The sequence below is a fragment of the Sulfitobacter sp. M39 genome (assembly GCF_021735935.1).
Lineage (GTDB): Bacteria > Pseudomonadota > Alphaproteobacteria > Rhodobacterales > Rhodobacteraceae > Sulfitobacter.
This window is the reverse complement of the sequence record NZ_WMDZ01000001.1, coordinates 1,839,348-1,864,740: the sequence shown is the minus strand read 5'-3', so window position 1 is coordinate 1,864,740 and position 25,393 is coordinate 1,839,348. Positions and strand designations below refer to the sequence as shown.

Sequence of the window (25,393 nt, the reverse complement as noted above, 5' to 3'; positions counted from 1 at the left end):
AGCTGGCATCTACAATAAATAGGTGTCTCGATCACCCTATGTCGCGGCAGCGGTGCAAGGATCATCGCTGCCGCCCCCCTTGCCGCGCTGTCACTGTTTCCCCTGCTGCCAGCCACCACGCCAGATGGCTAAGGCGATCACCACCCCGTAGACCAGCATCGCGCATCCGATCGCCGCAAATACGCCATCGACCCCCAGCCCCGTGTATGCTGTGAGGGTCAGCGCACCGATAAGGGCGACAGCCATGCGGCTAATGCTGCTGATCACGGGCCACATCAGACGACCCGCCCCCTGCGAGGCAAAGTAAAGCGCGAGCCCCAGCCCGAAGAACCCGTAAAAAGGTGCGACAAGCCGAAAATAACTACGCCCGGCATCAAGCGCAGCAGTGTTCGATGGCTCAAGGAACATACCCAGCCAAAGGTCGGGAAACACGGCCAACAAAAGACCTATGCCCCCCACGATGGCGGCCGCCGCGCCGGATCCGGTCCAGGCCACCCGCAGCGCACGGTCGGTACGGCCGGCACCAATATTGGCACCAACCATGGCGGTCATTGCGGCACCGATGCCAAAAATGACCGGGATCATCAAAAATTCAAGCCGCGCACCTAGACCATACCCCGCCAACGCGCCCGCCCCAAAGCGACCGACCAGGCCGGTCATCATGATGATCGTCAACGTCGTCAGCAGGGTATTGATCGATGCCAAGGCACCGACGCTCAGGATGTCTCGGAACAGGTCACCTTGCAGGCGCGCAATTGCGCCCCTGAACACAAGCCCCGTCCGGCCAAGAACGATATAGCCGATCGCCACGCTCCCCCCGAGAGCAAAGGCCGCAATCGGACCAAGAGCCAATCCAGCCATGCCAAGTGCGGGCAAAGGCCCCCAGCCAAGTGCAAACCCGCCTGACAGCGGGATAGAGACCAAAGAGATTAACAATAGCAAGATGGCGGGCATCTGCATATCGCCCGTGCCCCTGATTACGCTAAGCGAGGCATTGCAAAGCCAGATCGCGATGCAGCCGGGAAAGAAGACCAACGCATAGGTCGCCGCCGCCGCCACGGTATCAGGTCCGCCGCCCAGCAGTGTGAAAAACTGTGTGCCAAAGATGCCTACCAGCAGCGCCATGACGATGGCGAAGGTCGCCGCGATGATCCACGCCGCCACCGCAAGCGTCGCTGCGCGCGCAACGTTCGCCGCCCCGAGCGCCCGTGCCACGGACGCGGATATCGCCCCTCCCATCGCGCCCGCCGACAGCATTTGTGTCAGCATCACCAGCGGAAACACCAACGCCAGCCCCGCCAACGCGGTCACGCCAAGCAGGCTTGCGAAATAGGCCTCTGCAATGCTCTGCACGGCCTGCACAAACATGGCCAGCACGTTGGGCGCTGCCAGCCGCGCCAGCGTGGGGCCAATCGGCCCTTCCAGCAACTGCCGTGTCCGTGCCGCGCGCGACGCTTCTGCGACCTCTGCGCGGTTGGTCTGGGGAACGGGCGTCACGGTCATGGTCTTGGCCTTTCTGGGGTTTCAGCAAGCGGTGGAAGCAGGTGTAGAGCCGAAGACCTCTGATGACACGGACCTCGGAAAGAGGGTTCCTCAAGCCGGTGCCCCGCCGTGAGCAGGCTAGCACGCGCAAAACGGTTCTTTGGCAGGGCTTCTGTTTTAATCATCGGGGCTCCACTCAGGTCGGTTCCATTTTGGAACTGGTTGGTAAGTACCTTTTCAGAACCTGTCAATTGCTGCTATATTGCGCGTATGAAATGGAACGACCTTCAAAACGAAGCCTGTCCCGTCGCCCGCGGCCTTTCCGTGATCGGGGACCGCTGGACCATGCTGGTGCTGCGCGATTGCTTCTTGGGTGTTCGCCGGTTCGAGCAGATACAAGAGCGGCTCGGCATCACGCGCCACGTTTTGGCAGACCGGCTGCGCAAGCTAGAGGCCGCAGGCGTGCTGCGCCGCGAGCCCTATCAAGAGCGACCGCTGCGCCACGAATACCGGCTGACCGAACGTGGGAAAGCGCTCTATCCGGTTATGGTGTCCATGATAGAATGGGCGAATGCACATGTTCCACCGCCGGACGAATCCTCAGTGACGCTTGTCTCGCGCGAGACCGGGAAACCCATCGTGCCGGTGATGGTTGACGCGAACACGGGCAAGGAAATCACTCACCAGACCGTGACCGCCTTACGGCCAAAATAAGCGATCCGGCACGTCGACCTGCACCGTCATCGCCCGCCTTTCAAAGATGTTCATAACAACGGATGATCTGCAAACGGGGCGCGGGCTTGTGGGCTTGCGGCCTGCCCCTTGCCGATGCCAAAAGCACAGCAAGGGGCAGACAGGGTCAAAGCGAGATCATACGCTGCCTAAAACGTCGCATGTCCGCGTTCGATGGCTATCAGAGATCTGCGTAAACGCGATCAATCGGCGATCGTTACCCCAATTTTCCCGATATGCGACTTTTCAAGAAACGCCGTTTGCGCTGTCCGCAATTCACGCAAAGGATAGGTGTCCGCGACAACAGGCCGGATTTCCCCAGCTTCGATATAGCTGACAAGGTCAGTAAACACGCGCGGGTCCTGCCTTGTGCTGCCAACAAAGGTCAGGTCTTTTAGATACAGCGTCCTTAGGTCAAGCTCGACGATCGGGCCTGCAATAGCACCAGAGGTCACATAGCGGCCGTGACAGACCAGACCATCCAACAACTCCGGCCAGCGCGGGCCCCCGACCAGATCAAGCACCACGTCAAAAGCATCCGTGGGCAGTGTTTCGTCTCGATCAAGCACCACATCAGCGCCAAGGTCTTTCAGCGCCTCCATTTTGGCCGCGCTTGTAGAGGCCGTGACATGCGCGCCGCGCCGTTTCGCAAGCTGAACCGCCGCAGAACCGACACCGCCGGACGCCCCGGTGATCAGCACCCGCTCTGCCCTCAAACCGGCGCGCTGGATCATACCTTCGGCGGTAGAGAACGCGCAGGGGAACGACGCAAGCTCTGCATCCGTCAGCGGGCTGTTGATCCGCAGCGCATTTTCTTCGCCAACCGTGGTGTATTCAGCAAAGCCACCGTTCCGCTCTGACCCGAAAGTCACAAGAGCATCCGGCTCTGCCCCCAAGGGGCAGTACATCGGGCGCACCAACACACGCTCGCCCATCCGGGCGCTGTCGACGCCTTCACCGACGGCGATGATCTCTCCGCAGCAATCGGCACCCTGAATGCGTGGAAAGCTTAACGCGCCCGACCAGCCACCATCCGCATCCGACGCCCCGTCATAGCCGTCGGCGGCAGCTGATCCGGTGTCGCCGCGCACTGCCTTTGAATACCACCCCGTGCGGGTGTTGATGTCGGTATTGTTCACCGCGGATGCGCCCACGCGGATCAACACCTCGCCGGCCGCGGGGCGCGGCACCGGCACATCCTCGCGCCATTCAAGTTTGTCCAAGCCGCCGTGGCCGGTCAGGACGATTGCTTTCATCTTTTCAGGTATGTTCATGATCGCTTGCTCCGGTGTAGAATGATCTTTCTACTTGCACAGGTAGAGCGATCACTCTACCCCGTCAAGTATGGCGGATATGATGCATAAAATATCAGAGGGGCTGGAACGCGCCTTCGCACTTCGTGGATTTGCAGAGCCAAGCGTGGAAGACCTGCGCGACGCGGCAGGTGTCAGCTTGCGCACGCTATACAAGTACACGCCCTCGCGGGCGGATATGGTGCTGGCGGCAATGGAAAACCGACACCAGCGCTATCTCAGCCGGCTTTTTGACGCGCTCCCGCAGGACCATGATAAAGCGCTTGATGCAGTGCTATCGCGCGTCGGCAACTGGATGGAGACTGAAACCTCGCACGGGTGCCTCTTTCATGCCGCCGTTGCGGCCGATCCAGGCAGCAAGCCACTGCGTGCATTGCTGGAAAGCCATAAGGCAGAGGTAGCGTCAAAGGCGGCGGCGGCAACCGATTTGCAGCACGCCGACACCGCGCTTTTGCTGATCATCGAAGGGCTGACCCAGACATGGCCCCTGCGCGGCGATGCGGCAATTGAAGCGGCCAAACGATTGGGTCAGGCGTTGCGGTCGCAGGGCGTTTGACGACCCGTACATCGAGCGGCCCTGCCCGGACTTGATCCGCTGTTGTAAAGGCCCGTCACTTCGACAGCGCAATTCAGATATGGACCAATGCCGCTAACGGCACACGTCCGGTTCAGGCGGGCGCAGGTTCATGCGCCCGCCTGATTGAGTTTAGGCCTTCATCGCGGCAAGCACAGCATCGCCGGTGATGGGCAGGTGACGCACGCGTGCCCCGGTCGCGTTGAAGATCGCGTTGGCGATCGCGGGTGCGATCACGGTGGTGCCGGGCTCGCCCAGACCAACGGGTACTTCGGTGCTTTCGACAAAGTCGATTTCAAGCTCGGGCACATCGGCCAGACGCAGTGGGGTATAGGCGCCGAGGTTCAGGTCGATGACGTTGCCGTTCTCGATCCGTGTGCCCTCATGCAGAGCCATGGACAGCCCCCAAAGCGCTGCACCTTCGCATTGTGCGCGCGCCCCGTCGGGGTCCACCACGGTGCCGCAGTCAAACGCCAGCCACATCTTCTGGACATCGACCTCGCCCGTTTCAGGATCAACCGCCAGCTTAACCGCCGCCGCTGTCCAGGTCGGCATGCTGCGCGACTGGCCATAGGTGGTGGCAATACCGATCGCGGTGCCCTCGTGCAGCTCTGCGCTGCCATAGCCCGACATCTCTGCCACGCGCTGCAAAACAGCAGCTTGACGCGATGCACCACCAACCGCATTGGGCGCAGAGCCCGCGTTGATGCCTTCGGCTTTCAGGTGGTCCAGACGGAACTGCAGCGGATCGGCACCGACTTTATGCGCCGCCTCATCCATGAAGCTTTCCACGGCAAAGTTGGTCCAGCCCGGTCCGACAGACCGCAGCCAACCGGGACGGAAGGTCGCATTCGCCAGATCGTTCGAGATCGCCCGCACCTGATGCGCACCCACCGTGTACCAGTGATCGGCACCGTCGATGGCAAAGGGGTCATAGGGTTCTTCGTTGACACCTTTGGGCATGAAACCCGGTGCCATCACCTGCGTTGGCCAACCGGCAGCGGCGTGGTGTTCCATGCCCGTGACGGCTTTGCCATCGTCGAACGCCATGCGCAGTTTTTGCACCGAAGGCGACCGGATGCTGTCGAACTGCGCGTCTTCCTCGCGCGAGAACACCAGCTTGACCGGCTTGCCAACCGCTTTCGAGGCGAGCGCTGCGGGCACGATATAGTCGCCATTCAGGCGACGGCCAAAGCCCCCACCCAGCATATAGCTGCGCATCACGATCTTATCGGCAGGCACTTCCAAAGCGGCGGCCAGCGTCGGCAGGATCAGCGATTGCCACTGGTTGCCCGCGTGGGTTTCCCAAACACCATCGGCGTTCTGGAAGACCGTGGCGTTCACCGGCTCCATCTGGAAGTGCAGCACGGATTGCGTGGTGTATTCGACTTCGAGCATGTCGGCGGCGGCATCAAAGGCAGCGGTCGTGTCGGGCTGCTCTGTGTGCAGGATCGACCCTTCCTCGCCTTGGATCAGCTCGCGCGAGCGCGCCTGGATATCCTCTTCCGAGACATTCGCCGTCTCGCCCGAGGTCCAGTCGACGCTGATCTCGTAGGTCGCCGTGCGCGCGGCGTGCAGCGTTTTGCCCAGCACCACAACCCAACCCGGCACGGTGCCCGACGGGTCTTCGATCACCACGGTTTCAAGGTAGCCTTTGATGTCCTTGGCGGCGCTATCGTCCACGGCATTCACCTTGGAGCCATAGCGCGTCGGCGGCAGCATCGGCACGCCGTAGACCATCCCGTCGACCTTGGCATCCAGACCATAGATCGCCTGACCGGTGGTTTTCGTATCCAGATCAAGCGGATGCACGTCCTGCCCTACAAGGCGCAGGTCAGCGTGGGGTTTCAGCGGCAGGGCTGCCAGTTCTTCTTCGGTGAAGCTGCGGTCAAGACCATCGGCCACCAAATCACCATAGCTGATGCTTTGCGTGCCATCGGTCACAGCACCGTCGCGTGCAGTCAGACCCGAGGCATCAACGCCCCATTTGACCGCTGCGGCTTCGATCAAGGCGGTTCGGCCAGCGGCCCCCGCTTGACGGTAGACAGGCCAGCTTTGCCAAATCGACCAGCTGCCGCCGGTGACCATCAGGCCCCATTTCTCGGCTGTATCGACATGGGTGATGTGTACATTTTCCCATGCGACTTCCAGCTCGTCCGCGAGAATACGCGCGATGGCCGTGCCGACGTGCTGGCCCATCTCGGCACGGATGATGTTGACGTTGACCTGACCCTCGGCGTCGATCCAGTACCACATCGACGGTTCGAACGTGTCACCATTGGGCGTGACCGGCGTGCCATCGGGCACCGCAGGGTTCATCGCCGCGTTCGACGCCTGCGGGAAGCCAAAGGCAACGCCAACGGCCGTCATGGAGACAAGGAACCCGCGACGGGTCATCTGGGGTTGCGTCTCTGCGCCTGTGAGGCGGGAAATCAAATTAGCCATTGTCGGAGCCTCCCATAGCCGTGGCGGCATCGCGCACGGCTTGACGAATTCGGGTATAGGTCATGCAGCGGCACAGGTTGCCGGTCATCACCGCGTCGATGTCGTCATCGCTGGGGTTGGGCGTGTCTTTCAGCAGCGACGCTGCCTGCATGATCTGACCCGACTGGCAATAGCCACACTGGGGCACGCGCAGGTTCCGCCATGCTTCTTGCACAGGGTGGTTGCCGTTTTCGTCCAGCCCTTCGATGGTGGTGACTTTCAAGCCTTCGACATCCGAAAGATAGGTGATGCAGGACCGTGTGGCCAAACCGTCGATATGCACGGTACATGCGCCACAGGCGCCGATGCCACAGCCGAACTTGGTGCCGGTCAGCCCGATCTCGTCACGGATCGCCCACAACAGGGGCGTATCCGGCTCTGCGTCGACAGAGACCTGCCGTCCGTTCAATTCGAATTCAATCATTAAGTGTTTGTCCTTGGGTAATTTTTGCCTAGGGCGGAGCGCGCGTATAGCAGCGTTGACTGGACGGTCAATATAAGTTTCATACCACCCATTAACAGGTGCCGACCAAGTTGATCACGGGATTGTCAGACGTCCGCGCGCGATACGCGTTTACCAATATTACACGGAAATCACATTTGGCGAAAGAAAATTTCGCTACCACTTACGCATGCATGATCCTCCACAGCACAGTCTCGCCTTGTTTATCCAGACACCGGCAGGTACTGCCCCCCATCACCGGACCGTATAGGACAGTCCGGTCATCAAGGGTCCGGCAACGTCATGGCGCAAAATTCTCTGATTTACAAAGTCGAGCTTTCGGTCTCGGACATGGATCGCCACTACTACGAGACGCACAAGCTGACCGTGGCCAAACACCCGTCGGAAACTGATGAACGTCTGATGGTCCGCCTGCTGGCCTTTGCCCTGAACGCGCATGAGCATCTTGAGATGACAAAGGGCCTGTCGACCGATGACGAACCCGATATCTGGCAAAAAAGCCTGAGCGACGAGATTGACGTGTGGGTGGCTCTCGGCCTGCCAAGCGAAAAGATCATCCGGCAGTCCTGCAATAAATCCGCGCGGGTCGTGATCTATCCTTACGGCGGCAAAACGGCAGAAGTCTGGTGGGACAAGGTCCGCAGCAGCACCGCCCGTTTCGACAAGCTCGAGGTCGTCAATCTGGCAGAGCATGACACCGCGGCGCTGGCAAAGCTGGCCAGTCGCGCGATGAAGCTTGGCGTGCATATTCAGGACGGTGACGTGATGGTCAGCGTCGATGACAGCGTCGTCTACCTGACGCCCCAAACGTGGAAAGACGTGGGCTGACGCGCCACTGGCATGGGGAGTAGCCCCTCGCCAGCGCGCATCTAAGCGAAACCTGTACCGCTACTGCATGGAATGGAACCCGACCGCCCGATCAAGGTCGTCCACATAGACATCGAACCATCCTACGGCATTCGTCTTGGTCATTTCGTATCCTTTAAAATGTTTGGTTTTATCGTAAAATCCAATTACCCCGCCGCTCAGACCGCATTGGAAGCATCAACGCGCCGCTCAAGATGCCAGATCTTCGATACAATCTGCCACCCCTGCGCACCCTTCACGAAACCAAGGTGATCAACAAAGACATTGTCATGGGCGCGGATTCGGATTTTCACGGTCGCACTCAACGGCGATAGCATGTCGATCAGCAACACCTCTACCTCGCGCGGTTGGCCGGTGCTGGCAGGAGAGACGCGGGCCCCGACATCGCGGCTGAAGCTGTCGATCGGCTCTACAAAGACCGTCCCACTATCGCCGTCGAACAGGCTAGAGCTTGGGTGGAACACGGCATTCAGCTTGTCGGTGTCACAATCGTGTATCGCGTCAAAATAGGTCTCTATCGCGCTCAGCAGTTCAGGTTGCAGGGTCATGTCAAACCTCCGGTAAGTGTTGCTGATCCTAGATTGCCATTTGGGCGAAACGCGCGATACTGGCTATATTGACAACCTTCGGTCGGATTCTGCCAAAATGCCCCACATCCTGCCCCGTCACGCCCCCTTGGTCTGCGCGCTTGCCTATGACGGGCTGTGCACCTTTGAATTTGGCATCGCGGTAGAGCTTTTCGCCCTGCCCCGACCCGAATTCGCGGATTGGTACCGCTATGCGACGGTTAAGGCCGAACCCGGTCCGATTCGAGCCACGGGCGGTATCACGATCGAGGCGCAGGACGATCTTGATCTGCTGCGGCAAGCCAGCCTGATCATCGTGCCCGGCTGGCGCGGTGCCGATGCCCCTGTCCCGCCCGCGGTATGCGCCGCCTTGCAAGACGCCTATGCCCAAGGCGCGCGGATCGCGTCGATCTGTTCAGGTGTCTTTGTCTTGGCCGCGGCGGGGCTGCTGACAGGCAAAAGCGCCACAACCCATTGGCGCTACACCGATAAGCTGGCCGCGCGCTACCCTGACATATCCGTGGACCCTGATGTGTTGTTCGTGGAGGACGACCGGATTTTCACCTCGGCCGGATCGGCGGCGGGGCTGGATCTGGGGCTGCATATCATTCGGCAGGATCACGGCGCGCAGGTCGCTGCGTCTGTTGCCCGACGGCTTGTTCTTCCCGCACAACGCGATGGCGGGCAGCGTCAGTTCGTGCCCCGCCCCGAGCCCAAGGCGCGGATGGGGTCGGATCTTGCAGCGCTACAGGATATGATCCGCGCCACACTGGACGAGGACTGGCCGATGGCCCGTATGGCACAAACCGCCGCCACCAGCGGGCGCACGCTGGCCCGCCGGTTCCGCGAAGAGACAGGCGACACCCCCCTTAACTGGCTCAAGCTTGAACGGGTGTCCCGCGCCGCTGAACTGCTGGAAAATAGCGCCATCCCGCTGGCCGATATATCAGATGTTTGCGGCTTCGGCTCGGCCGAGAGTTTTCGCCGCGATTTCCGCAAACTGATGGGCGTCCCTCCGATCCGGTATCGCGAAAGGTTCGGGGCTGCCGCCTAGCCCCACGATCGCGGCATAACGCGCCCCAAAGCGCTAGAATGCAAAAATATGCGATACTGCCGCCCCTTGCCGCTTTCACAGTAATTTCCCTTGGCTTCCCCGCGTGGCCCGCTACCTTGATCCCCAAGTTGTGCAAACCAGTCACTTTTTACGCCAAGGAGCCTGCATCTCATGAAAAATTCCCTTCGTATCACCGTATCCGCCGCGACCCTCACCGTAGCGTTGGCCAGCGCCGCGGCCGCCGACATCACCGTATCGTCCAAGATCGACACCGAAGGCGGGCTATTGGGCAATGTCATCGCCCTTGCGCTAGAGGACGCGGGCCTGCCTGTCGAACGCCGCCTGCAACTGGGCGGCACGCAGGTTGTCCGCGAGGCGCTGTTGTCCGGCCAGATCGACATTTACCCCGAATACACCGGCAACGCGGCCTTCTTCTTTAACGAAGCAGACAGCGACGTGTGGAAAGACGCCGACGCCGCACACGCCCGCGCGGCCGAGCTCGACGCCGCGCAAAACGATGTCACATGGCTGACCTCGGCCCCTGCCAATAACACATGGGCCATCGCGGTGACCGGCCCCGTGGCGCAAGACAACAACCTGACCACCATGTCCGATTTCGGCGCATGGGTCGCGCAGGGCGGCACGGTCAAGCTCGCGGCCTCGACCGAGTTTGTGTCCTCCCCCGCGGTGCTGCCCGCGATGCAGGACACCTACGGGTTTGAACTGAACGCGGACCAGACGGTGATCCTGTCCGGCGGCGATACAGCGGCCACGATCCAGGCCGCCGCACGCGGCACATCGGGCGTGAACGCCGCGATGGTTTATGGCACCGACGGCGGTGTCGGTGCCACCGGTCTGGTGGTGATGGAGGATGACAAAGGCGTGCAGCCCGTCTACGAACCCGCCCCCATCATCCGCGCCGAAGTGCTGGCCGAATACCCGTCGATCCCCGAGGTGCTGAACCCCATTTTTGAGGGGTTGGACATGGCGACGCTGCAAAAGCTCAACGGGCGGATTCAGGTCGGCGGTGAACCGGCAGAGGCCGTGGCCCGTGATTACCTCACCCAAGCCGGGGTACTGGACTGATCCGGGGCACGATGTCCTTGCAGACCCCTCAGGCGCGGCTATCCGCGCCGGGGGTCCTATTTGCCGTTCTGGGGGCCGCAGCGATGCTGGCCCCCTTTATGACGCTGGCCGCAAACCGCATCGTGGCGGGGGACGCGGTGCCGATCTGGTCGGTGGTGCCGGTGGCACAGACGGCCCCCGGTTTGGCGGCAATCGTGACCGGGCTGGTATTGGGCCTGCCTGCAAAACACGTGGGGCTGCGTCTGGCGGGTCCGCTTGTGGGGCTGGCGGGGTTGCTGTGGCTGCTCGTCCAAGGCGCGCCAGCGCTGCTGGAGGGCGCGGGCGATTACGCAAGGGTCTCTCCGGCGGCGGGGTTCTGGTGCTTGCTGGTGATCTTTGCCCTGCTCATGGCCGATGCGATCACCGCGATGAAACCGGGGCCCTTTCAGCGCGCATTGTTGCTGGCAGCGGTGCTGGGGGCCTTGTCCGTCGTGCTCGGCTCTGGCGCGCTGGCACCGCTGTCGGTGATGCAGGAATTTGCCGCGCGCCGTGACGCCTTTGCGTCCGAGGCGACGCGTCACCTGTGGCTGGCCTTCGGGTCGCTTGGCATGGCGGGGCTGATCGGCTTTCCCATCGGCGTTCTGAGCCACCGCAAGCCCGCGCTGCGCAGCGCGATCCTGCCGGTGCTGAGCTTTCTGCAAACCATCCCCTCGCTCGCCATGTTCGGGCTGATGATCCCCCTGCTGGGCTGGGTCGGTGCCACCGTGCCCGGTGCGCGCAGCGTGGGCATCGCGGGCATCGGATTTGCACCGGCTTTTGTGGCGCTGGTGCTCTATTCGCTGCTGCCCGTCGTGGGCAATACCGTGGCCGGTCTGGCCGCCACGCCGCCGCAAGCCCTGAACGCCGCGCGCGGAATAGGCATGACAGCGGCGCAACGCCTGTGGCGCGTGGAACTGCCCATCGGCCTGCCCGTGATTCTGACCGGCCTGCGCATCGTGCTGGTCCAAAACATCGGGCTGGCGGTCATCGCGGGGCTGATCGGCGGCGGCGGCTTTGGCACATTCGTGTTCCAAGGGCTGAACCAGACTGCGACAGACCTGATCCTGCTGGGCGCGCTGCCCACGGTCGCGCTGGCCCTGACCGCGGCTATCGTGATGGATATTCTGGTCGACCTGACCCGCCGCCTCCCCAAGGAGACCCCATGATAGAGATCGACAATATCACCAAAATCTACGACAGCGCCCGCGCCGTCGATGGCGTGTCGATGACCATCGATACCGGTACGATCACAGTTATCGTGGGCACCTCCGGCTCGGGCAAGACAACGCTTTTGCGGCTGATCAACCGGCTGGAAGAGCCCACCTCGGGAGAGGTGCGGATCAACGGGCAATCAACGCTCGACGTCAAGCCGCATATCCTGCGGCGGCGGATCGGATATGCCATTCAGGGGCACGGGCTGTTCCCGCATCACACGGTCGCGCGCAATATCGGCGCGGTGCCGCAACTGCTGGGCTGGCCCCGTGACAAGATCGACGCCCGCGTGGACGAGCTGCTTGATCTCTTCTCGATGGCACCGCAAGAATTCCGCCACCGCTACCCCTCTGAACTGTCGGGCGGGCAACAACAACGGGTCGGCGTAGCACGAGCCCTCGCCTCGCGCCCTGATCTGATCCTGATGGATGAACCCTTTGGCGCGCTCGACCCGATCATCCGCACCCGCGCGCAAGAGGATCTGCGCCGCATCCAGCAGGCGCTCGGCTCAACCATCATCCTCGTGACCCATGATATGGAGGAAGCCATTCGTCTGGGCGACCGCGTGGCGGTGATGGATGGCGGCAAGCTGGTGCAACATGCCACCCCTGCAGAGATCATCACCCACCCTGCGACCGACTTCGTCGCCGATATGGTCGGCGATGTCGAACGCCCGCTGCGGCTGCTGTCCCTGACCCCGCTGGCTGAGGTGATTGAAGACGGCCCCGCCAGCGGCACGCCCCTTTCCCGCGACGCCAATTTACGCGACGCGCTGTCGGCCTGCCTGTGGACGGGGCGCAGCGCCGTGCCGATCACCGATAAGGGCAAGATTATCGGCCGCGTGACGCTGGACGCGATCCGCGCCCGGGCCGAGGTACACGCATGACAGCGGGCAATCTGCTACGCGCCTGCTTGCTGGCGCTGCTGCTCGCTCTGGTGCTCCGGCCCGATTGGTTCGCGCCGCTCTTTGCGCCGCTAGCCCCGGCGGGCGGACCGGTCATTTACGCGCGCAGCTCTTTGCTGTCGCTCTCGCTCAGCCATCTTGGGCTGGTGGCCCTTGCCTCTGTTGCGGCGACGCTGGTGGCGGTGACGCTGGCGATCTTTGTCACCCGTCCTGTGGGCGCGTCCTTCCTGCCGCTGTCGCGCACGATCACCAACATCGGTCAGACCTTCCCCCCCGTCGCGGTGCTGGCGCTTGCCGTGCCTGCCTTGGGGTTCGGGGCGGGGCCGACGCTGGTGGCGCTGTTTCTTTATGGGCTGCTCCCAATTTTCGAAAATGCGATCACCGCCCTGTCGACCCTGCCCCCCGCCACGATGGAGGCCGCACGCGGCATGGGGCTGAACCGCTGGCAACGCCTGTGGCGGGTGGAGCTTCCCCTCGCCCTGCCCGTGATCCTGACCGGCATCCGCCTGTCCGTCGTTATTGCCCTTGGCACCGCCACCATCGGCTCCACCGTTGCCGCGCGCACCCTTGGCGAAGTCATCATCGCCGGGCTGCTGACCAACAACACCGCCTATGTGCTGCAAGGCGGGTTGATCGTGGGACTTTTTGCGGTGCTTATCTATGATGCGATGGCCCAGCTTGAACGCTACCTTAGCCGGCGCATGGGTGGGTAAACCGCGCCGAGTGGAAGCGCGCCTATCCGCCGCCCGCGCAATTGCGCCCCCTGTCCAAGACTTGTATCACACCCCCTATGATCCGACAGCTTGCCCCCTTTGTTCTCACCCTCTGGGCCGCGCCGCTGGCCGCGCACCCCCATGTGTTCATCGACACGCAGCTCTCGCTTGTGGCCGACGATCAAGGGCAACTGACCCATGTGCGGGTGACCTGGGAATATGACGCGCTCTATTCCTTGCTGGTGACCGAGGATATGGGCCTTGATGCCGACGGCGACGGGGCGCTCACGGAAACGGAGCTTGCGACGCTGAACGGCTTTGACATGCAGTGGGTCGACGGGTTCAACGGCGATCTGGTCCTCAGCACCGAAGCGAACACCATCGCGCTGTCCGGCCCGACCGATATTGCGACGCAGTTCGACAACGGACAGATCACTACGATGCATACCCGTGCGCTGGAAACCGCAATCCCCGCGGGGACAGCGATCACCATCAAACCATACGATGAGACCTATTACACCGCCTACGATATCACGACCGCAATAGACACCACGCGCGCGCCGACCTGTCGCGCCCGCGTCGCCATGCCCGATGTCACCGCCACGATGGAGGCGCTGCAACAACAGCTTGCCCAGCTTGATGCCCAGACCGATCCGTCCGACGCGGGTCTGCCGGATATCGGCGCGCAAATGGCACCGACGGTGAATGTGACATGCGCCGCGCCCTGACCGTGATCGCCTTGGGCGTGGTCATCGCCCTTGCCGCACTGTGGTGGACCGGCGGCTTTGACCGGCTCGCGCAATGGGCTGCGGCGCATCAACGCGCGTTTCAAAACAGCATCGCCCTCTCGCTTCGCGCCGTGCGTGCGGGCCAGCCAGAGGCGGTAACCGCCCTGCTGTCCGCCTGTTTCGCCTATGGCGTGGTGCATGCCGCAGGCCCCGGTCACGGCAAGGTGTTGATCGGCGGCTATGGCGCGGCCAAGGCTGTGCCAATGCTGCGCCTGTCGGTGATTGCGCTGTTATCCTCGCTGGGTCAGGCCGTGACGGCGGTGGCTCTGGTCTATACCGGCGTGAGCCTGTTGCAGTTGGGGCGCGCGCGTATGATTGCGCTGACAGAGGCGATTATGGCCCCCGTCAGCTACGGCGCGATTGCCTGTGTCGGGCTGTGGCTGTTCTGGCGTGGCCTGCGCCATTTCCGCGCGACGCTTCCCGCGCCGCAAGATCATCACGACACCCATCACAATCACGATCACGATCACGATCACGACGGTATCTGCGCCACCTGCGGCCATGCCCATGGCCCCACCGCTGAACAGGTTCAAAATGCGACCACCCTGCGCGAGACGCTGCTGCTGATCGGCTCTATCGCGATCCGCCCATGCACGGGGGGACTGTTCGTGCTGATCATCACGCTTCAGATGGGGATCGCGGGCGTCGGGATTGCCGGTGCTTTCGCGATGGCCTTTGGCACTGCGACCATCACCATCGCTGTGGGTCTGGGGGCCGGCGCATTGCGCGGTGGCGTGCTTGCCGGATGGGCGAGCACCCCCCGTGCAGCCCAGATCGCCGCCCTGATCGAGCTTGCCGCGGGGCTTGGTGTGGCCCTGTTGGCGGGCGGTTTGCTGCTGCGGGCGATCTGAGTTTACCCGCTCGACAAGCGGGGCGGTCAAAACTATCTATAATCCATGACCCTACCTAGATCAGAGACCCACTCCGCCCGGATCGCGCGTATACTGGCCGACCGCATCATCTCGGGGCAGTTGGCTCCGGGCGCGCGGTTGCGGCAAGATCACATCGCGCAGGAATTCGGCGCAAGTCATGTACCCGTGCGTGAAGCCTTCCGCCGGCTCGAGACACAATCACTTGCAGAAAGCCTGCCAAGACGCGGATTTCGCGTTACTTTTTTCGATATGGCAGAGCTGCGGGAAGTCGCCGAAATGCGCGCCAGCCTCGAAGCGCTCGCCCTGCGGCACGCCGCCCCAAACCTGACGCCCGATATCCTCGCCAAGGCGCATAAGGCCAACCTGCAAGGCGACAGCGCCCAAAATGTACATGAATGGGAAGAGGCAAACCGCTGTTTTCACAGATTAATTCTAGAACCCTGCCAGATGCCTCGGCTGATGCGGTCGATTGACGACCTGCAAGTGGCAAGCGCGCGGTTCATTCTGCGGGCGTGGCGGACAAATTGGGAAGCCCGCACCGATCACGACCACCGTCTGATCCTCGACGCGTTACGAAAAGGTCAGGTGGATCTGGCCTGTACCACGCTTTCGCGCCACGTGGGGTGGATCGGCAAGCGCAGTCGCACCCTTAAAAACCAAAGCGGTTCAGGTACTTCCGAGTTTTTCAGATAATTATCTATAATCTGAATTGCCAGACGCCGCATCCTTCGTCCTACTGGGAGTGACCTTGAAAGCTATCACTCGGAGGAAACCAGATGGCACTTGCGATTACATCCCTACCCCGTAACCCGTCCTTCGCGCAGGGGCTTGGCCTCGCGCTGGCCGGTGCCGCGCTGATCACGCTGGGGGCCAAGGTCCAGATCCCGTTCTGGCCAGTGCCCATGACGCTGCACACGTGGTCGGTCTTTCTAGTCGCCCTCACCCTTGGCCCGCGTCTGGGGCTGGCGGCGATGGCGGCCTATCTTGGGGCCGGTGCAGCGGGGCTTCCCGTGTTCTCCGGCACGCCTGAACGCGGCATCGGGCTAAGCTATATGGTCGGGCCGACGGGCGGCTATCTGCTGGGCTATCTTGTCGCGGCGGGTCTGACCGGCTGGCTGGCGATGGGGCGCGGCTGGATCGGGCGCGTGCTGGCGATGCTGGCGGGTCTGACCGTGGTCTATGCCGGTGGTCTGGCGTGGCTGGCGCTGTTCGTGCCCGCACCCAAGCTGCTGGCCGCAGGGCTGACCCCTTTCCTGCTGGGTGATGTGGTCAAGGTGCTGCTGGTGGCGACACTGCTGTCGGGCCTGTCGCGGCTGAAAGGGCGTGATCAATGATCCGCACGGACTGGACCGTTGACGAAGCGGCAGCGATCCACGCGCTGCCCTTCCCCGACCTGATCCATCAGGCGCAAACGCTGCACCGTGCGCATTTCGACCCCACGGCGATCGAAACCGCCAGCTTGCTGAGCATCAAGACCGGCGGCTGCCCCGAGGATTGCGGCTATTGTTCGCAATCGGCGCATTACGACACCGGCGTCAAAGCGACCAAACTGATGGGCGCGCAGGAGGTCATCGCCGCCGCCAAACGTGCCAAGGATGCGGGCGCGCAGCGGTTCTGCATGGGGGCTGCATGGCGCAGCCCCAAGGACCGCGACATGGACAAGCTGACCGATATGGTGCGCGGCGTGGCCGATCTGGGGCTCGAGACCTGCATGACGCTGGGGATGCTGTCGCCCGAGCAGGTGACCAAGCTTAAGGAGGCCGGGCTCGATTTCTACAACCACAACATCGATACCTCGCCCGAGTATTACGCCGAGATCGCCTCGACCCGCACGATGGAAGACCGCCTTGAGACGGTGGAACATGTGCGCAAGGGCGGGATCAAGGTCTGCTGCGGCGGTATCCTTGGCATGGGCGAGGCAGAAGCGGACCGGATCAGCATGCTGGTCACCCTCGCCACGCTGCCCAGCCACCCAGACAGCGTGCCGGTGAACCTGTGGAACGCGGTCAAAGGCGTGCCGGTGCAGGGAAAATCCGAAAAGGTCGACCCTTTTGCGCTGGTCCGGCTCGTGGCCTTGGCGCGTATCCTGATGCCCGCCTCGGTCGTGCGTCTCTCCGCAGGGCGCACCGGGATGAGCGACGAGCTGCAATCGCTGTGCTTTCTGGCGGGTGCGAATTCGATCTTTGTGGGCAACCAGTTGCTGACCACCGAAAACCCCGCCACATGGAAGGACAACGACCTTCTGCAACGGCTCGGCATGCATGTGGCACACGCGAAGCCCGCGTCCAGTTCGGCAGAGATGGCGGCACAGTAGATCCGCCCCTGACACGTGCAAAAGCCCGGCCCGAGATCCTCGGGCCGGGATTATCATATCGGGCGACTGCGTGGCGTCAGGCGAAGATGATCACCGACTGCATGCCGTCTGCGACCATATCCCCATCCGTATTCCAGACCCGCATCACCTGAGAGCTATAGCCGCCGTTGCCGGCGGTCAGCTGCGTCTCCATCATATACCAGCCGTCGCGGGTATTGGCGTGATCGGACAACAGGTTGATGATCCAGTTCATTGACGAGTTTGGCCCCGGCCGCGTCATCATCGGGAAGGCCGCAGGGGGTAGCACGTCGCCAATGGCGATCAGCCCCTCAAGCGTCCCCCACATCGCCGGATCGCGGTGCCGCGCCCAGATCCGGACATAGCCGCGATCGGCACCGGAGAACGGCAGGCTCCCCTCTATCAGCTTGACCTCGAAGTTGACAAAGAACCGCACCGGCGGGCGTTTCAGCGCGGGTGGGAAGTAAGAGGGCGTGTCGTCCGGCCCTTGGGGCGCGGCGGGCGCGGTATGGCCTACGCTCAACTGGCTTTCCTGCGCATGCCCGAAAGAAAACGTGCCCGTCGCCGCGACCTTGCCGTCGATTTTAGCGCGGGTGGCGATGGTGGTGATGTTGCGCCCTTCGCGCAGCACCTCTGCATGGATCGTGGGCGGCTGCGACACGGGCGCGGTAAAGTTGATCAGCGCCGACCGCAGCGCGGGCAGATCGGGGCGGTCCCGACGGGCCGCATTGACCAGCAAGGCACCGGTAAATCCGCCAAAGGCCGTACGCCCCTGCGCCCAATTCTCTGGCACCTGATAGCGCGGCGCGGTGCCGTCCTGCTCTGCTGTGGCCAATACCTCGGCCAGGGTCACATCTGTCATGTCGGGTCCTTTATGCGTCTGTCACCGCGCGCGGGCGCGCTGTTTCCCAATCGATGCCCGCAAAGCCAAGGGCGCGCAAGACACCCTGCCCCTGAAACGCCACGTCACCAAGAACGCACCCCCGCGGCAAAAAACCTTTGGCGGGATCGAATAGAGGTGTTGACGCCTAATCTATATTTCACATATTCATGAAATATGGAATCACTACTCACGGATCGACTCGCCACCCTTAGCCACCCGCAGCGCCTGGCCGTGTTTCGCCTGCTGATGCGGCGCTATCCCGATGCCTTGCCTGCGGGGGAAATCGCGCAGGTGCTGGCGCTGAAATCCAGCACAGCGTCGGTATATCTGTCGGCGCTGACACAAGTCGGGCTGATCTCGCAGCGGCGCGACGGGACGCGGCTGCTGTACACTGTCAACCTTGATGCGGCGGGCGAGGTCGTATCGGGGTTGTTCGTGGATTGTTGTCGGGGGCGCGCCGACCTCTGCCCGCCCCCGTTCTCTGACCTCATTAACAGGACGCAGATGATGACCCAGACAAAGTTCAACGTGCTTTTCGTATGTACCGGCAACTCCGCCCGTTCCATCTTTGCAGAGACGATCCTGCGGGACATGGCGGGCGACCGGTTCACCGCCTATTCCGCGGGCACCCTGCCCCGGTCCGAGCTTAACCCCCTTGCGGTCGAGATGCTGCAAGCCAAGGGCCACAGCATCGACGCGCTGCGGTCCAAACATATCTCTGAGTTCCAGACCGACGACGCGCCGCAGATGGATTTCGTCTTTACCGTCTGCGACCACGCCGCGAACGAGGAATGCCCCACCTGGCCCGGCCAGCCCGTGTCAGGCCATTGGGGCATGCCCGATCCCGTCAAAGCCGAAGGGACAGAAGCGGAACGCCGGCTGGCCTTTCAACAGACATATGGCGCGCTGCACAACCGGCTGCTGGCCTTTACCGCCCTGCCTTTCGAAGCGCTGGACCGCGCTGCCTTGCAAAAACGGGTCGATGCCATCGGCGCCGACCCAGTGACCACAGGATAAACCATCATGACAACCTATGCTTTGAACGGCCTTGGCCGCATCGGAAAACTCGCCCTGCGGCCCTTGCTGGAACAGGGGGCCAAGATCGCCTTTATCAACGACGCGGTTGGCGACCCCGAGATGCACGCCCATTTGCTGGAGTTTGATTCCGTCCACGGGCGCTGGCCCGCGACCTTCAGCGCAGAGGATAACGCGATCACCATCGACGGCACGCGTATCCCCGTGACCAGCACTAAGTCGATCACTGACCTGCCGCTTGACGGTGTGGATGTGGTGATCGACTGCACCGGCGCGTTCAAGACAGAGGCCAAGCTTGCCCCCTATTTCAAGGCGGGCGTGAAAAAGGTTGTTGTCTCCGCCCCCGTCAAGGACGGGCCGACGGCGAATATCGTCTATGGCGTGAACGACGACAGCTATGATCCTGCCACGCACAGCATCGTCACCGCGGCGAGCTGCACCACCAACTGCCTCGCCCCCGTCGTCAAAGTGCTGCTGGAAGGGATCGGGATCAAACACGGATCGATCACCACGATCCATGACGTGACCAACACGCAAACCATCGTGGACCGCCCCGCCAAAGACATGCGCCGCGCGCGTTCCGCGCTGACCAACCTGATCCCCACCACCACGGGGTCGGCCACGGCGATCACGCTGATCTATCCGGAGCTGACCGGCAAGCTGAACGGTCACGCCGTGCGGGTACCCCTGCTGAACGCGTCGATCACCGATTGCGTATTCGAGCTTGAGCGTGAGACGACCGCGGAAGAGGTCAACGCCCTGTTCAAAACCGCCGCCGAGGGGTCGCTAAAGGGCATTCTGGGCTTTGAGGAACGCCCGCTTGTGTCGTCGGATTACACCAATGACACCCGCAGCGGGATCGTGGATGCGCCATCTACGATGGTGGTGAATGGCACGCAGGTCAAAATCTATGCGTGGTATGACAATGAAATGGGCTATGCGCACCGTCTGGTGGATGTGGCGCTGATGGTGGGCGGCAAGCTGTGACACGCCCTGCCGGTTTTACCGCCTATATCACTGTCACCGCCGCCTATTGGGCCTTTATGCTAACCGACGGCGCGCTGCGGATGCTTGTGCTGCTGCATTTTCACACGCTCGGGTTCTCTCCGGTACAGCTGGCCTATCTGTTCGTGCTCTACGAGATCGCGGGCGTGGTCACCAACCTGTCGGCGGGCTGGATCGCGGCGCGCTTCGGGCTGACCTCGACACTCTATGCGGGGCTGTCGTTGCAAGTGGTCGCGCTGCTGGCGCTGACGCAGCTTGATCCGGCATGGAGCGTCGCCGCCTCGGTCGTATTTGTCATGCTGGTGCAAGGGCTGTCAGGCGTGGCCAAGGATCTTGCCAAGATGAGCTCTAAATCCGCGGTCAAGCTGCTGGCCCCCACCACGGGGGGCGGCTTGTTCCGCTGGGTCGCACTGCTCACCGGATCGAAGAACGCGGTCAAGGGCGCTGGCTTTCTGCTGGGTGCGGGGATGCTGGCGCTGCTGGGGTTTGTGCCGTCGACGCTGGTCATGGCGGCGATCCTGTTTGTGATCCTGATCGGCGTCATCATCGGTATGCCCGCGGGCCTGCCGGTGGGGCGAAAGGATGCCAAGTTCACCGAAGTCCTGTCCAAGAACCGCAATATCAACTGGCTCAGCGCCGCGCGGCTGTTCCTCTTCGGGGCGCGCGATGTGTGGTTTGTCGTGGGCATCCCGATCTATTTCTACGCCGTGCTCTCCGATGGCAGCGTCGAAAGCAAGCGGGAGGCTTTCTTCATGATCGGCAGCTTTATGGCGGTGTGGACGATCCTTTATGGGGCCGTGCAAGGCTGGGCCCCCAAGATACTGCGGGCCACAGGCCGGACCGAGGGCGACACGCTCGCGCAGGCCCGCCACTGGAACCTTGCGCTGGTCGTCGTGCCTGCCGTGCTTGCCGCGCTGGTCTGGATCACGCCTGCGCCATCCCCCGCGCTGACGGTCACGATTGTCATCGGCTTGCTGGTGTTCGGGGCGATTTTCGCAGTAAATTCAGCGCTTCATTCCTATCTGATCCTCAGCTTTACGGATGCAAAGCGGGTCACGATGGATGTGGGGTTCTACTATATGTCCAACGCGGCCGGTCGGTTGGTTGGCACGCTTTTGTCGGGCTTCACCTATCAACTGGGGGGGCTGGCGCTGTGTCTTGGCACCGCGGCGCTGATGCTGGCGCTGAGCGCCTTGGGGACGGCACAGCTGCGCCCTTCGCAAACGTCATGAACTGCGGCGCGCGGGGATGTCCCCGCGCGCTCAATCTCAGGGGACCGCAACCACGCCGTTGCGGTTGTCACGCCAGATCACCGCGACAAGCACCGCCGAGGCGACCCCCGCGACCAGCGTCGTTGTCAGCCCCGGAAAGCTGAAGGCAAAGCCCGCGATCCCCAGCGGCAGACGCAACCAGGGCCGCACCATACCGACGCCCAGCAAATAGCCCTCAAGCCCGCCGGACAGCAGCGTGATGCCGATGATGATCGACGGCAGCACATAGATCAGCGGCGTCAGATCGCCCTGCAGCACCAGCGCAGGCTGAAACAGGAAGAACAACGGCACAAAGTAGATCACCACCCCCAGCCGCATCGCGGTGAAGGAGGTCAGCATCGGCTTGGCCCCCGCAATCGTCGCCGCGAGAAACGCTGCAGCGCCCACCGGAGGCGTGATCACCGACAACATCGCGTAGTAGACGATGAAGAAGTGCACCGCGACCGTGTTCAACCCGCCGATTTCGATGATCGCGGGCGCCAGCGTCACTGCAAGGAAGATGTAAGCGACAATCGCAAGCCCCGCCATGCCCATGATAAAGCAGGCCAAAACCCCAAGCGCGATCACGAGATAGACGTTATCCCCGCCCAAAGCGACCAGCCCCGAGGTCATCGACCCTGTCACACCGGTGATGGTCAAGGCGCTGACCACAAAGGCGATCGGCAGGATGATCGCTGCGGTCTGCGTGACCAGCGTGCCCACTTGGCGCAGGGTTTCGAAGATGCGCGCAGGCGTCATCATGGTCTCGCGTTGCAGGAAGCTTAGCGCGATCATCAGCGCACTGGCGTACCACGGGGCGTAATATTCCCACCGCATATACAGCAGGCCCCAGACCAAAAAGATCATGACCAGCAAGAAGGGCCAGCCGCGCTTCATCACCTCGCGGGCCGAGGGCAGGTTTTCGGGTTTCATCCCCACCAGCCCCTTGCGCGCGGCATAGGCGTCGACTTGCAGGATCAGACCAAAGTAGAACAACACCGACGGCAGGATCGCGGCCACCATCACGGTCGCGTAATCCACACCGATGGTGATCGCCATGACAAAGGCAATTGCCCCCATCACCGGCGGCATCACCACCCCGCCGGTCGAGGCACAGGCCTCGATCGCGCCAGCGTAATGGGGCGGGTAGCCGACCTTTTTCATGGTCGGAATGGTGATCGACCCGGTGCCCGCGATGTTGGAAAAGATCGACCCCGACAGCGACCCGAAAAAGGCGCTGGCGACGATCGAAACTTTCGCAGGACCGCCGCGGTACTTGCCAAAGCCCGCATTTGCCAGATTGATAAAGAACTGCCCTGCCCCCGTAGCGATCAGCACGCCCGCAAAGACCAGAAAGCCCAGCACGATCTCGGCCACGATCTTGGTGGTGATGCCCATCAACCCTTCGGTGCGGAAGACATGCGCCTCGATCATGCGTTCAAACGTATAGGGGATGCCCATCAGCAAACCGGGGAAGTAGTCGGCCACCAGCGGGTAAAGCCCCAGCACCAGCACCACCAGCAGGAAGGGGATGCCCCCCGACCGGCGCGCGACTTCAAGCATCAGCAACCAAAGCACGACGCCCGCGTAAAAATTGGTCCAGCCTGCTTGCACGATCTCCCATGCGTACATCGAGAACCACATGCAGATACCAAAGCTCGCGGCGGCCGCCAAGATGTCATAGATCGGCACATGGGTGTGCGATTTCACCGCTGGCAACGCGATGAACGCCGCCGCAAGGAATGTGCCGATAAAGACCCAGTAGTACTGCCCTTCAAGCAGACGCCGCCCGCCGATGGGAACGCCAAACACATAGGCCAGCCCCATCCCGAGGCCAAAGGTACACAGCAGCACGAAAGCGATGCTGGTGAACGAGAATAATCCCCCCAGTCGCGTCGTCTCGGACGAGGGTTCGACAGCCGTTTCAGCCGCCGGAGGTTGTTGTGTTGCTGACATGGAAGATCCTGAAAATAAAGGCGCTGTGGCAGTGTCTTAGGCGGACGGAGCAACGCTGTGCTCCGCCCTGTCTTTTGCCGTCGATGACGGTCCGTCGCGGCGTTACAGACGCGAGCGGAACGGTTCCAACCCGTCGGTGTGCTTGGCCAGAATGTCGAGATACTCTTGGTTTTCAAAGTTCATCTCGACGCCCTGCTCCATCGCTTCTTTCATTCCGGCGTTACGTGCTGCGATCCACGCGTCCATCTTTTCGATGGCCTCGTTGTTCCAGGCATCGTCTTCCTCGGTCCACGATCCGATCTCGCGCAGGTACTTCACCGTGCCTTCGTGCACAGGGATCGGGTTGGCATTCAGGAAGTTGCGGAAATGCTCAAGCGACATTCGGGTCGCCAGCGCGTGGGATCCTTTGTAGCTGTCGTGGGATTCATTGATCCACTTCGCCATGTTATAGACGAAATCCTCTTCCGCGGTGACCGGCACGGCATAGACGAAGTTCGACGTCATGGATTCGACGCCCTTGGCGGTGCTCACCCCCATAGAGATGGTCGAGGGGATCGTCATGGGGCGGTGGCTTAGATACGCGTCCCACCCTTCCTTGTTCGCAGGGTCCATCGGCAGCCAGCGGATGCTGCCCGGTGCGCCTTCCATCTCAGACAGGACCGAGGAGATTGGCGAGCAATAGGCCACATCGGACTTCCCCTCGACAACCGAACGACAGTTTTCACCGTAGCTGGAGGCCGGGACGAATTCGATCTTTTCCTGCGCCTCTTCAGGGGTCAGCCCGATAAAGGCCGGCAGGGCCTGTGTGATCGCCGCGACGATTGCGGGCGAGAACACGCCAGAGGTGACGCGCACGCCGCCTTTGCCAATATCTTCAAGGCTTTGCAGCTCGGAATCCCCGGCTACAACAAAGCCCCAAGGCGTGTCGTTATGGTGCCACAAGATCCGCTGCGGCATAGGTTTCGCAGAGGCATAGCCGCCGACCCCTTCCGCCTGCAACGCCATTTCCGACGCGGAAACCGACGCGATCGCGATGTCTTCGCGGTCGGTCAAACGTTTGTAGCGCATGGGCTCGCTGTCTTCGGGTACGATCCGTACTGTCGTACCGGTTTCCTTTTGCAACGCCGGCCCCCAACCGTTGGTCGAGGCAAAGCTGCCTGTCGACGTGCCCGGTGTGGCAATCACCAACATACGCGGCCATTCATAATCCTGCGCCATCGCGACACCCGAAAGCGCCATTGATACCGCAAAGGACCCGACGGCGGCCTTGGCAAAACGTGTCATATTCTTCATGTGGTCTCTCTCCCTGTTGTACATCTTTGGATTGTTCGGGATCGCAGGATCACTGGCACCGCAATAGCTGCGGTTTCCCATGCGCAGGGCGCAGATGTGATCTTTGCAGATGTCACGCAGCACCTCCCAATGCTTGTCGCGACGCGTCCGGTATGACCCGTAAAACGGGCCAGAAAACGCATCCCCCCGAGTGTCGGCCCCCTCCTCCCGAGGGTATCCGACTCAATCTGTCAATCAGCCTAGGGGCAAGATATTTCGATGCCAATACCGCAGAACAGAACTTGATACCGCAGCCACGCGGGGTCTTTGCGCGATCACCCCTAGTTTGCTGATGCCAAAGGGTTAACACCGCCGAATAATGCCTTTGTGACGTTACGTTGCTTTGGGTTACAAGGCGTCGCTTCGGCTGACAAGTGTCAGGAGAGCTGTCCAAACCGCGCCCCATTTGCCCAAAATTTCGCCACCTTTGGTTGAATATTTTGCGGCTTGCACCGTTTGCCGAACTTGGCTA

The 25,393-nt window shown here is 62.1% G+C and carries 24 protein-coding genes; 16 read left to right on the top strand and 8 right to left on the bottom strand.

Features of this window, described 5'->3' with window-relative positions; genetic code table 11:
• Positions 1-90 precede the first annotated feature (90 nt).
• On the bottom strand, positions 91-1,503 hold the full coding sequence (locus GLP43_RS09055) for an MATE family efflux transporter (protein ID WP_237279059.1): 1,413 nt from the start codon (positions 1,501-1,503) through the stop codon (positions 91-93).
• Positions 1,504-1,752: 249 nt separating this feature from the next.
• Between GLP43_RS09055 and GLP43_RS09050 the strand changes: the two genes are divergently transcribed.
• Positions 1,753-2,196: a winged helix-turn-helix transcriptional regulator gene (locus GLP43_RS09050; protein WP_237279058.1), complete on the top strand. Its 444-nt coding sequence runs from the start codon at positions 1,753-1,755 to the stop codon at positions 2,194-2,196.
• 221 nt (positions 2,197-2,417) lie between these two features.
• Here the strand turns inward: GLP43_RS09050 and GLP43_RS09045 are convergent, their stop codons facing one another.
• On the bottom strand, positions 2,418-3,488 hold the full coding sequence (locus tag GLP43_RS09045; RefSeq protein ID WP_237279057.1) for an alcohol dehydrogenase family protein: 1,071 nt from the start codon (positions 3,486-3,488) through the stop codon (positions 2,418-2,420).
• A gap of 79 nt (positions 3,489-3,567) precedes the next feature.
• On the opposite strand from GLP43_RS09045, the gene GLP43_RS09040 reads away from it, so the two are divergent.
• Positions 3,568-4,083, top strand: a complete 516-nt coding sequence (locus GLP43_RS09040) for a TetR/AcrR family transcriptional regulator (RefSeq protein WP_237279056.1) — start codon at positions 3,568-3,570, stop codon at positions 4,081-4,083.
• A 150-nt stretch (positions 4,084-4,233) separates the two neighbouring features.
• Here the strand turns inward: GLP43_RS09040 and GLP43_RS09035 are convergent, their stop codons facing one another.
• Positions 4,234-6,546 (bottom strand): xanthine dehydrogenase family protein molybdopterin-binding subunit, encoded by a 2,313-nt coding sequence (locus tag GLP43_RS09035; protein WP_237279055.1) that lies wholly within the window; start codon positions 6,544-6,546, stop codon positions 4,234-4,236.
• On the bottom strand, positions 6,539-7,009 hold the full coding sequence (locus GLP43_RS09030) for a (2Fe-2S)-binding protein (protein WP_237279054.1): 471 nt from the start codon (positions 7,007-7,009) through the stop codon (positions 6,539-6,541). The genes GLP43_RS09035 and GLP43_RS09030 overlap by 8 nt, the downstream gene beginning before the upstream one ends.
• Positions 7,010-7,330: 321 nt before the next feature.
• On the opposite strand from GLP43_RS09030, the gene GLP43_RS09025 reads away from it, so the two are divergent.
• Positions 7,331-7,876 carry a YaeQ family protein gene (locus GLP43_RS09025; protein ID WP_237279053.1) on the top strand — a complete coding sequence of 182 codons (546 nt, stop codon included), beginning with the start codon at positions 7,331-7,333 and terminating at the stop codon, positions 7,874-7,876.
• A gap of 197 nt (positions 7,877-8,073) precedes the next feature.
• Here the strand turns inward: GLP43_RS09025 and GLP43_RS09020 are convergent, their stop codons facing one another.
• Positions 8,074-8,463: a nuclear transport factor 2 family protein gene (locus GLP43_RS09020; RefSeq protein WP_237279052.1), complete on the bottom strand. Its 390-nt coding sequence runs from the start codon at positions 8,461-8,463 to the stop codon at positions 8,074-8,076.
• 97 nt (positions 8,464-8,560) lie between these two features.
• Between GLP43_RS09020 and ftrA the strand changes: the two genes are divergently transcribed.
• The 10 genes from ftrA (at position 8,561) to bioB (ending at position 17,442) form a co-directional block, all read left to right on the top strand.
• Entirely contained in the window at positions 8,561-9,535 is a 975-nt protein-coding gene (gene ftrA, locus GLP43_RS09015; RefSeq protein ID WP_237279051.1) for a transcriptional regulator FtrA, read from the top strand.
• Between the two features lie 171 nt (positions 9,536-9,706).
• Positions 9,707-10,621, top strand: a complete 915-nt coding sequence (gene osmF / locus GLP43_RS09010) for a glycine betaine ABC transporter substrate-binding protein OsmF (protein ID WP_237279050.1) — start codon at positions 9,707-9,709, stop codon at positions 10,619-10,621.
• Between the two features lie 11 nt (positions 10,622-10,632).
• Positions 10,633-11,805 (top strand): ABC transporter permease, encoded by a 1,173-nt coding sequence (locus GLP43_RS09005; protein WP_237279049.1) that lies wholly within the window; start codon positions 10,633-10,635, stop codon positions 11,803-11,805.
• On the top strand, positions 11,802-12,737 hold the full coding sequence (locus GLP43_RS09000) for an ABC transporter ATP-binding protein (protein WP_237279048.1): 936 nt from the start codon (positions 11,802-11,804) through the stop codon (positions 12,735-12,737). Before GLP43_RS09005 ends, GLP43_RS09000 begins: the two co-directional genes overlap by 4 nt.
• Positions 12,734-13,468 carry an ABC transporter permease gene (locus tag GLP43_RS08995; RefSeq protein ID WP_237279047.1) on the top strand — a complete coding sequence of 245 codons (735 nt, stop codon included), beginning with the start codon at positions 12,734-12,736 and terminating at the stop codon, positions 13,466-13,468. Before GLP43_RS09000 ends, GLP43_RS08995 begins: the two co-directional genes overlap by 4 nt.
• A gap of 77 nt (positions 13,469-13,545) precedes the next feature.
• Positions 13,546-14,196, top strand: coding sequence for a DUF1007 family protein (locus tag GLP43_RS08990; RefSeq protein ID WP_237279046.1), 651 nt, complete (start codon positions 13,546-13,548; stop codon positions 14,194-14,196).
• Positions 14,181-15,107, top strand: a complete 927-nt coding sequence (locus GLP43_RS08985) for a nickel/cobalt transporter (protein WP_237279045.1) — start codon at positions 14,181-14,183, stop codon at positions 15,105-15,107. Before GLP43_RS08990 ends, GLP43_RS08985 begins: the two co-directional genes overlap by 16 nt.
• Before the next feature lie 45 nt (positions 15,108-15,152).
• Positions 15,153-15,821 (top strand): GntR family transcriptional regulator, encoded by a 669-nt coding sequence (locus GLP43_RS08980; protein ID WP_237279044.1) that lies wholly within the window; start codon positions 15,153-15,155, stop codon positions 15,819-15,821.
• 83 nt (positions 15,822-15,904) lie between these two features.
• Entirely contained in the window at positions 15,905-16,462 is a 558-nt protein-coding gene (locus tag GLP43_RS08975) for a biotin transporter BioY (protein WP_237279043.1), read from the top strand.
• Positions 16,459-17,442 carry a biotin synthase BioB gene (gene bioB, locus GLP43_RS08970; protein ID WP_237279042.1) on the top strand — a complete coding sequence of 328 codons (984 nt, stop codon included), beginning with the start codon at positions 16,459-16,461 and terminating at the stop codon, positions 17,440-17,442. The genes GLP43_RS08975 and bioB overlap by 4 nt, the downstream gene beginning before the upstream one ends.
• A gap of 76 nt (positions 17,443-17,518) precedes the next feature.
• Here bioB and GLP43_RS08965 read toward each other — a convergent pair whose 3' ends face one another.
• On the bottom strand, positions 17,519-18,322 hold the full coding sequence (locus GLP43_RS08965; protein WP_237279041.1) for a thioesterase family protein: 804 nt from the start codon (positions 18,320-18,322) through the stop codon (positions 17,519-17,521).
• A gap of 195 nt (positions 18,323-18,517) precedes the next feature.
• On the opposite strand from GLP43_RS08965, the gene GLP43_RS08960 reads away from it, so the two are divergent.
• From GLP43_RS08960 to arsJ, 3 genes are read left to right on the top strand one after another with little or no spacing between them, the layout of a single operon-like run.
• The gene (locus GLP43_RS08960; RefSeq protein ID WP_237279040.1) at positions 18,518-19,360 is read left to right on the top strand and encodes an arsenate reductase/protein-tyrosine-phosphatase family protein; all 843 of its coding nucleotides are present in this window, start codon (positions 18,518-18,520) and stop codon (positions 19,358-19,360) included.
• A gap of 6 nt (positions 19,361-19,366) precedes the next feature.
• Complete coding sequence (locus GLP43_RS08955) at positions 19,367-20,365, top strand: ArsJ-associated glyceraldehyde-3-phosphate dehydrogenase (RefSeq protein ID WP_237279039.1); 999 nt, start codon at positions 19,367-19,369, stop codon at positions 20,363-20,365.
• Positions 20,362-21,615 (top strand): organoarsenical effux MFS transporter ArsJ, encoded by a 1,254-nt coding sequence (gene arsJ / locus GLP43_RS08950; protein WP_074635042.1) that lies wholly within the window; start codon positions 20,362-20,364, stop codon positions 21,613-21,615. The genes GLP43_RS08955 and arsJ overlap by 4 nt, the downstream gene beginning before the upstream one ends.
• 36 nt (positions 21,616-21,651) lie before the next feature.
• Here the strand turns inward: arsJ and GLP43_RS08945 are convergent, their stop codons facing one another.
• Positions 21,652-23,589, bottom strand: coding sequence for a TRAP transporter permease (locus GLP43_RS08945; RefSeq protein ID WP_237279038.1), 1,938 nt, complete (start codon positions 23,587-23,589; stop codon positions 21,652-21,654).
• 102 nt (positions 23,590-23,691) lie between these two features.
• Positions 23,692-24,882 (bottom strand): TAXI family TRAP transporter solute-binding subunit, encoded by a 1,191-nt coding sequence (locus GLP43_RS08940; protein WP_237279037.1) that lies wholly within the window; start codon positions 24,880-24,882, stop codon positions 23,692-23,694.
• Positions 24,883-25,393 lie beyond the last annotated feature (511 nt).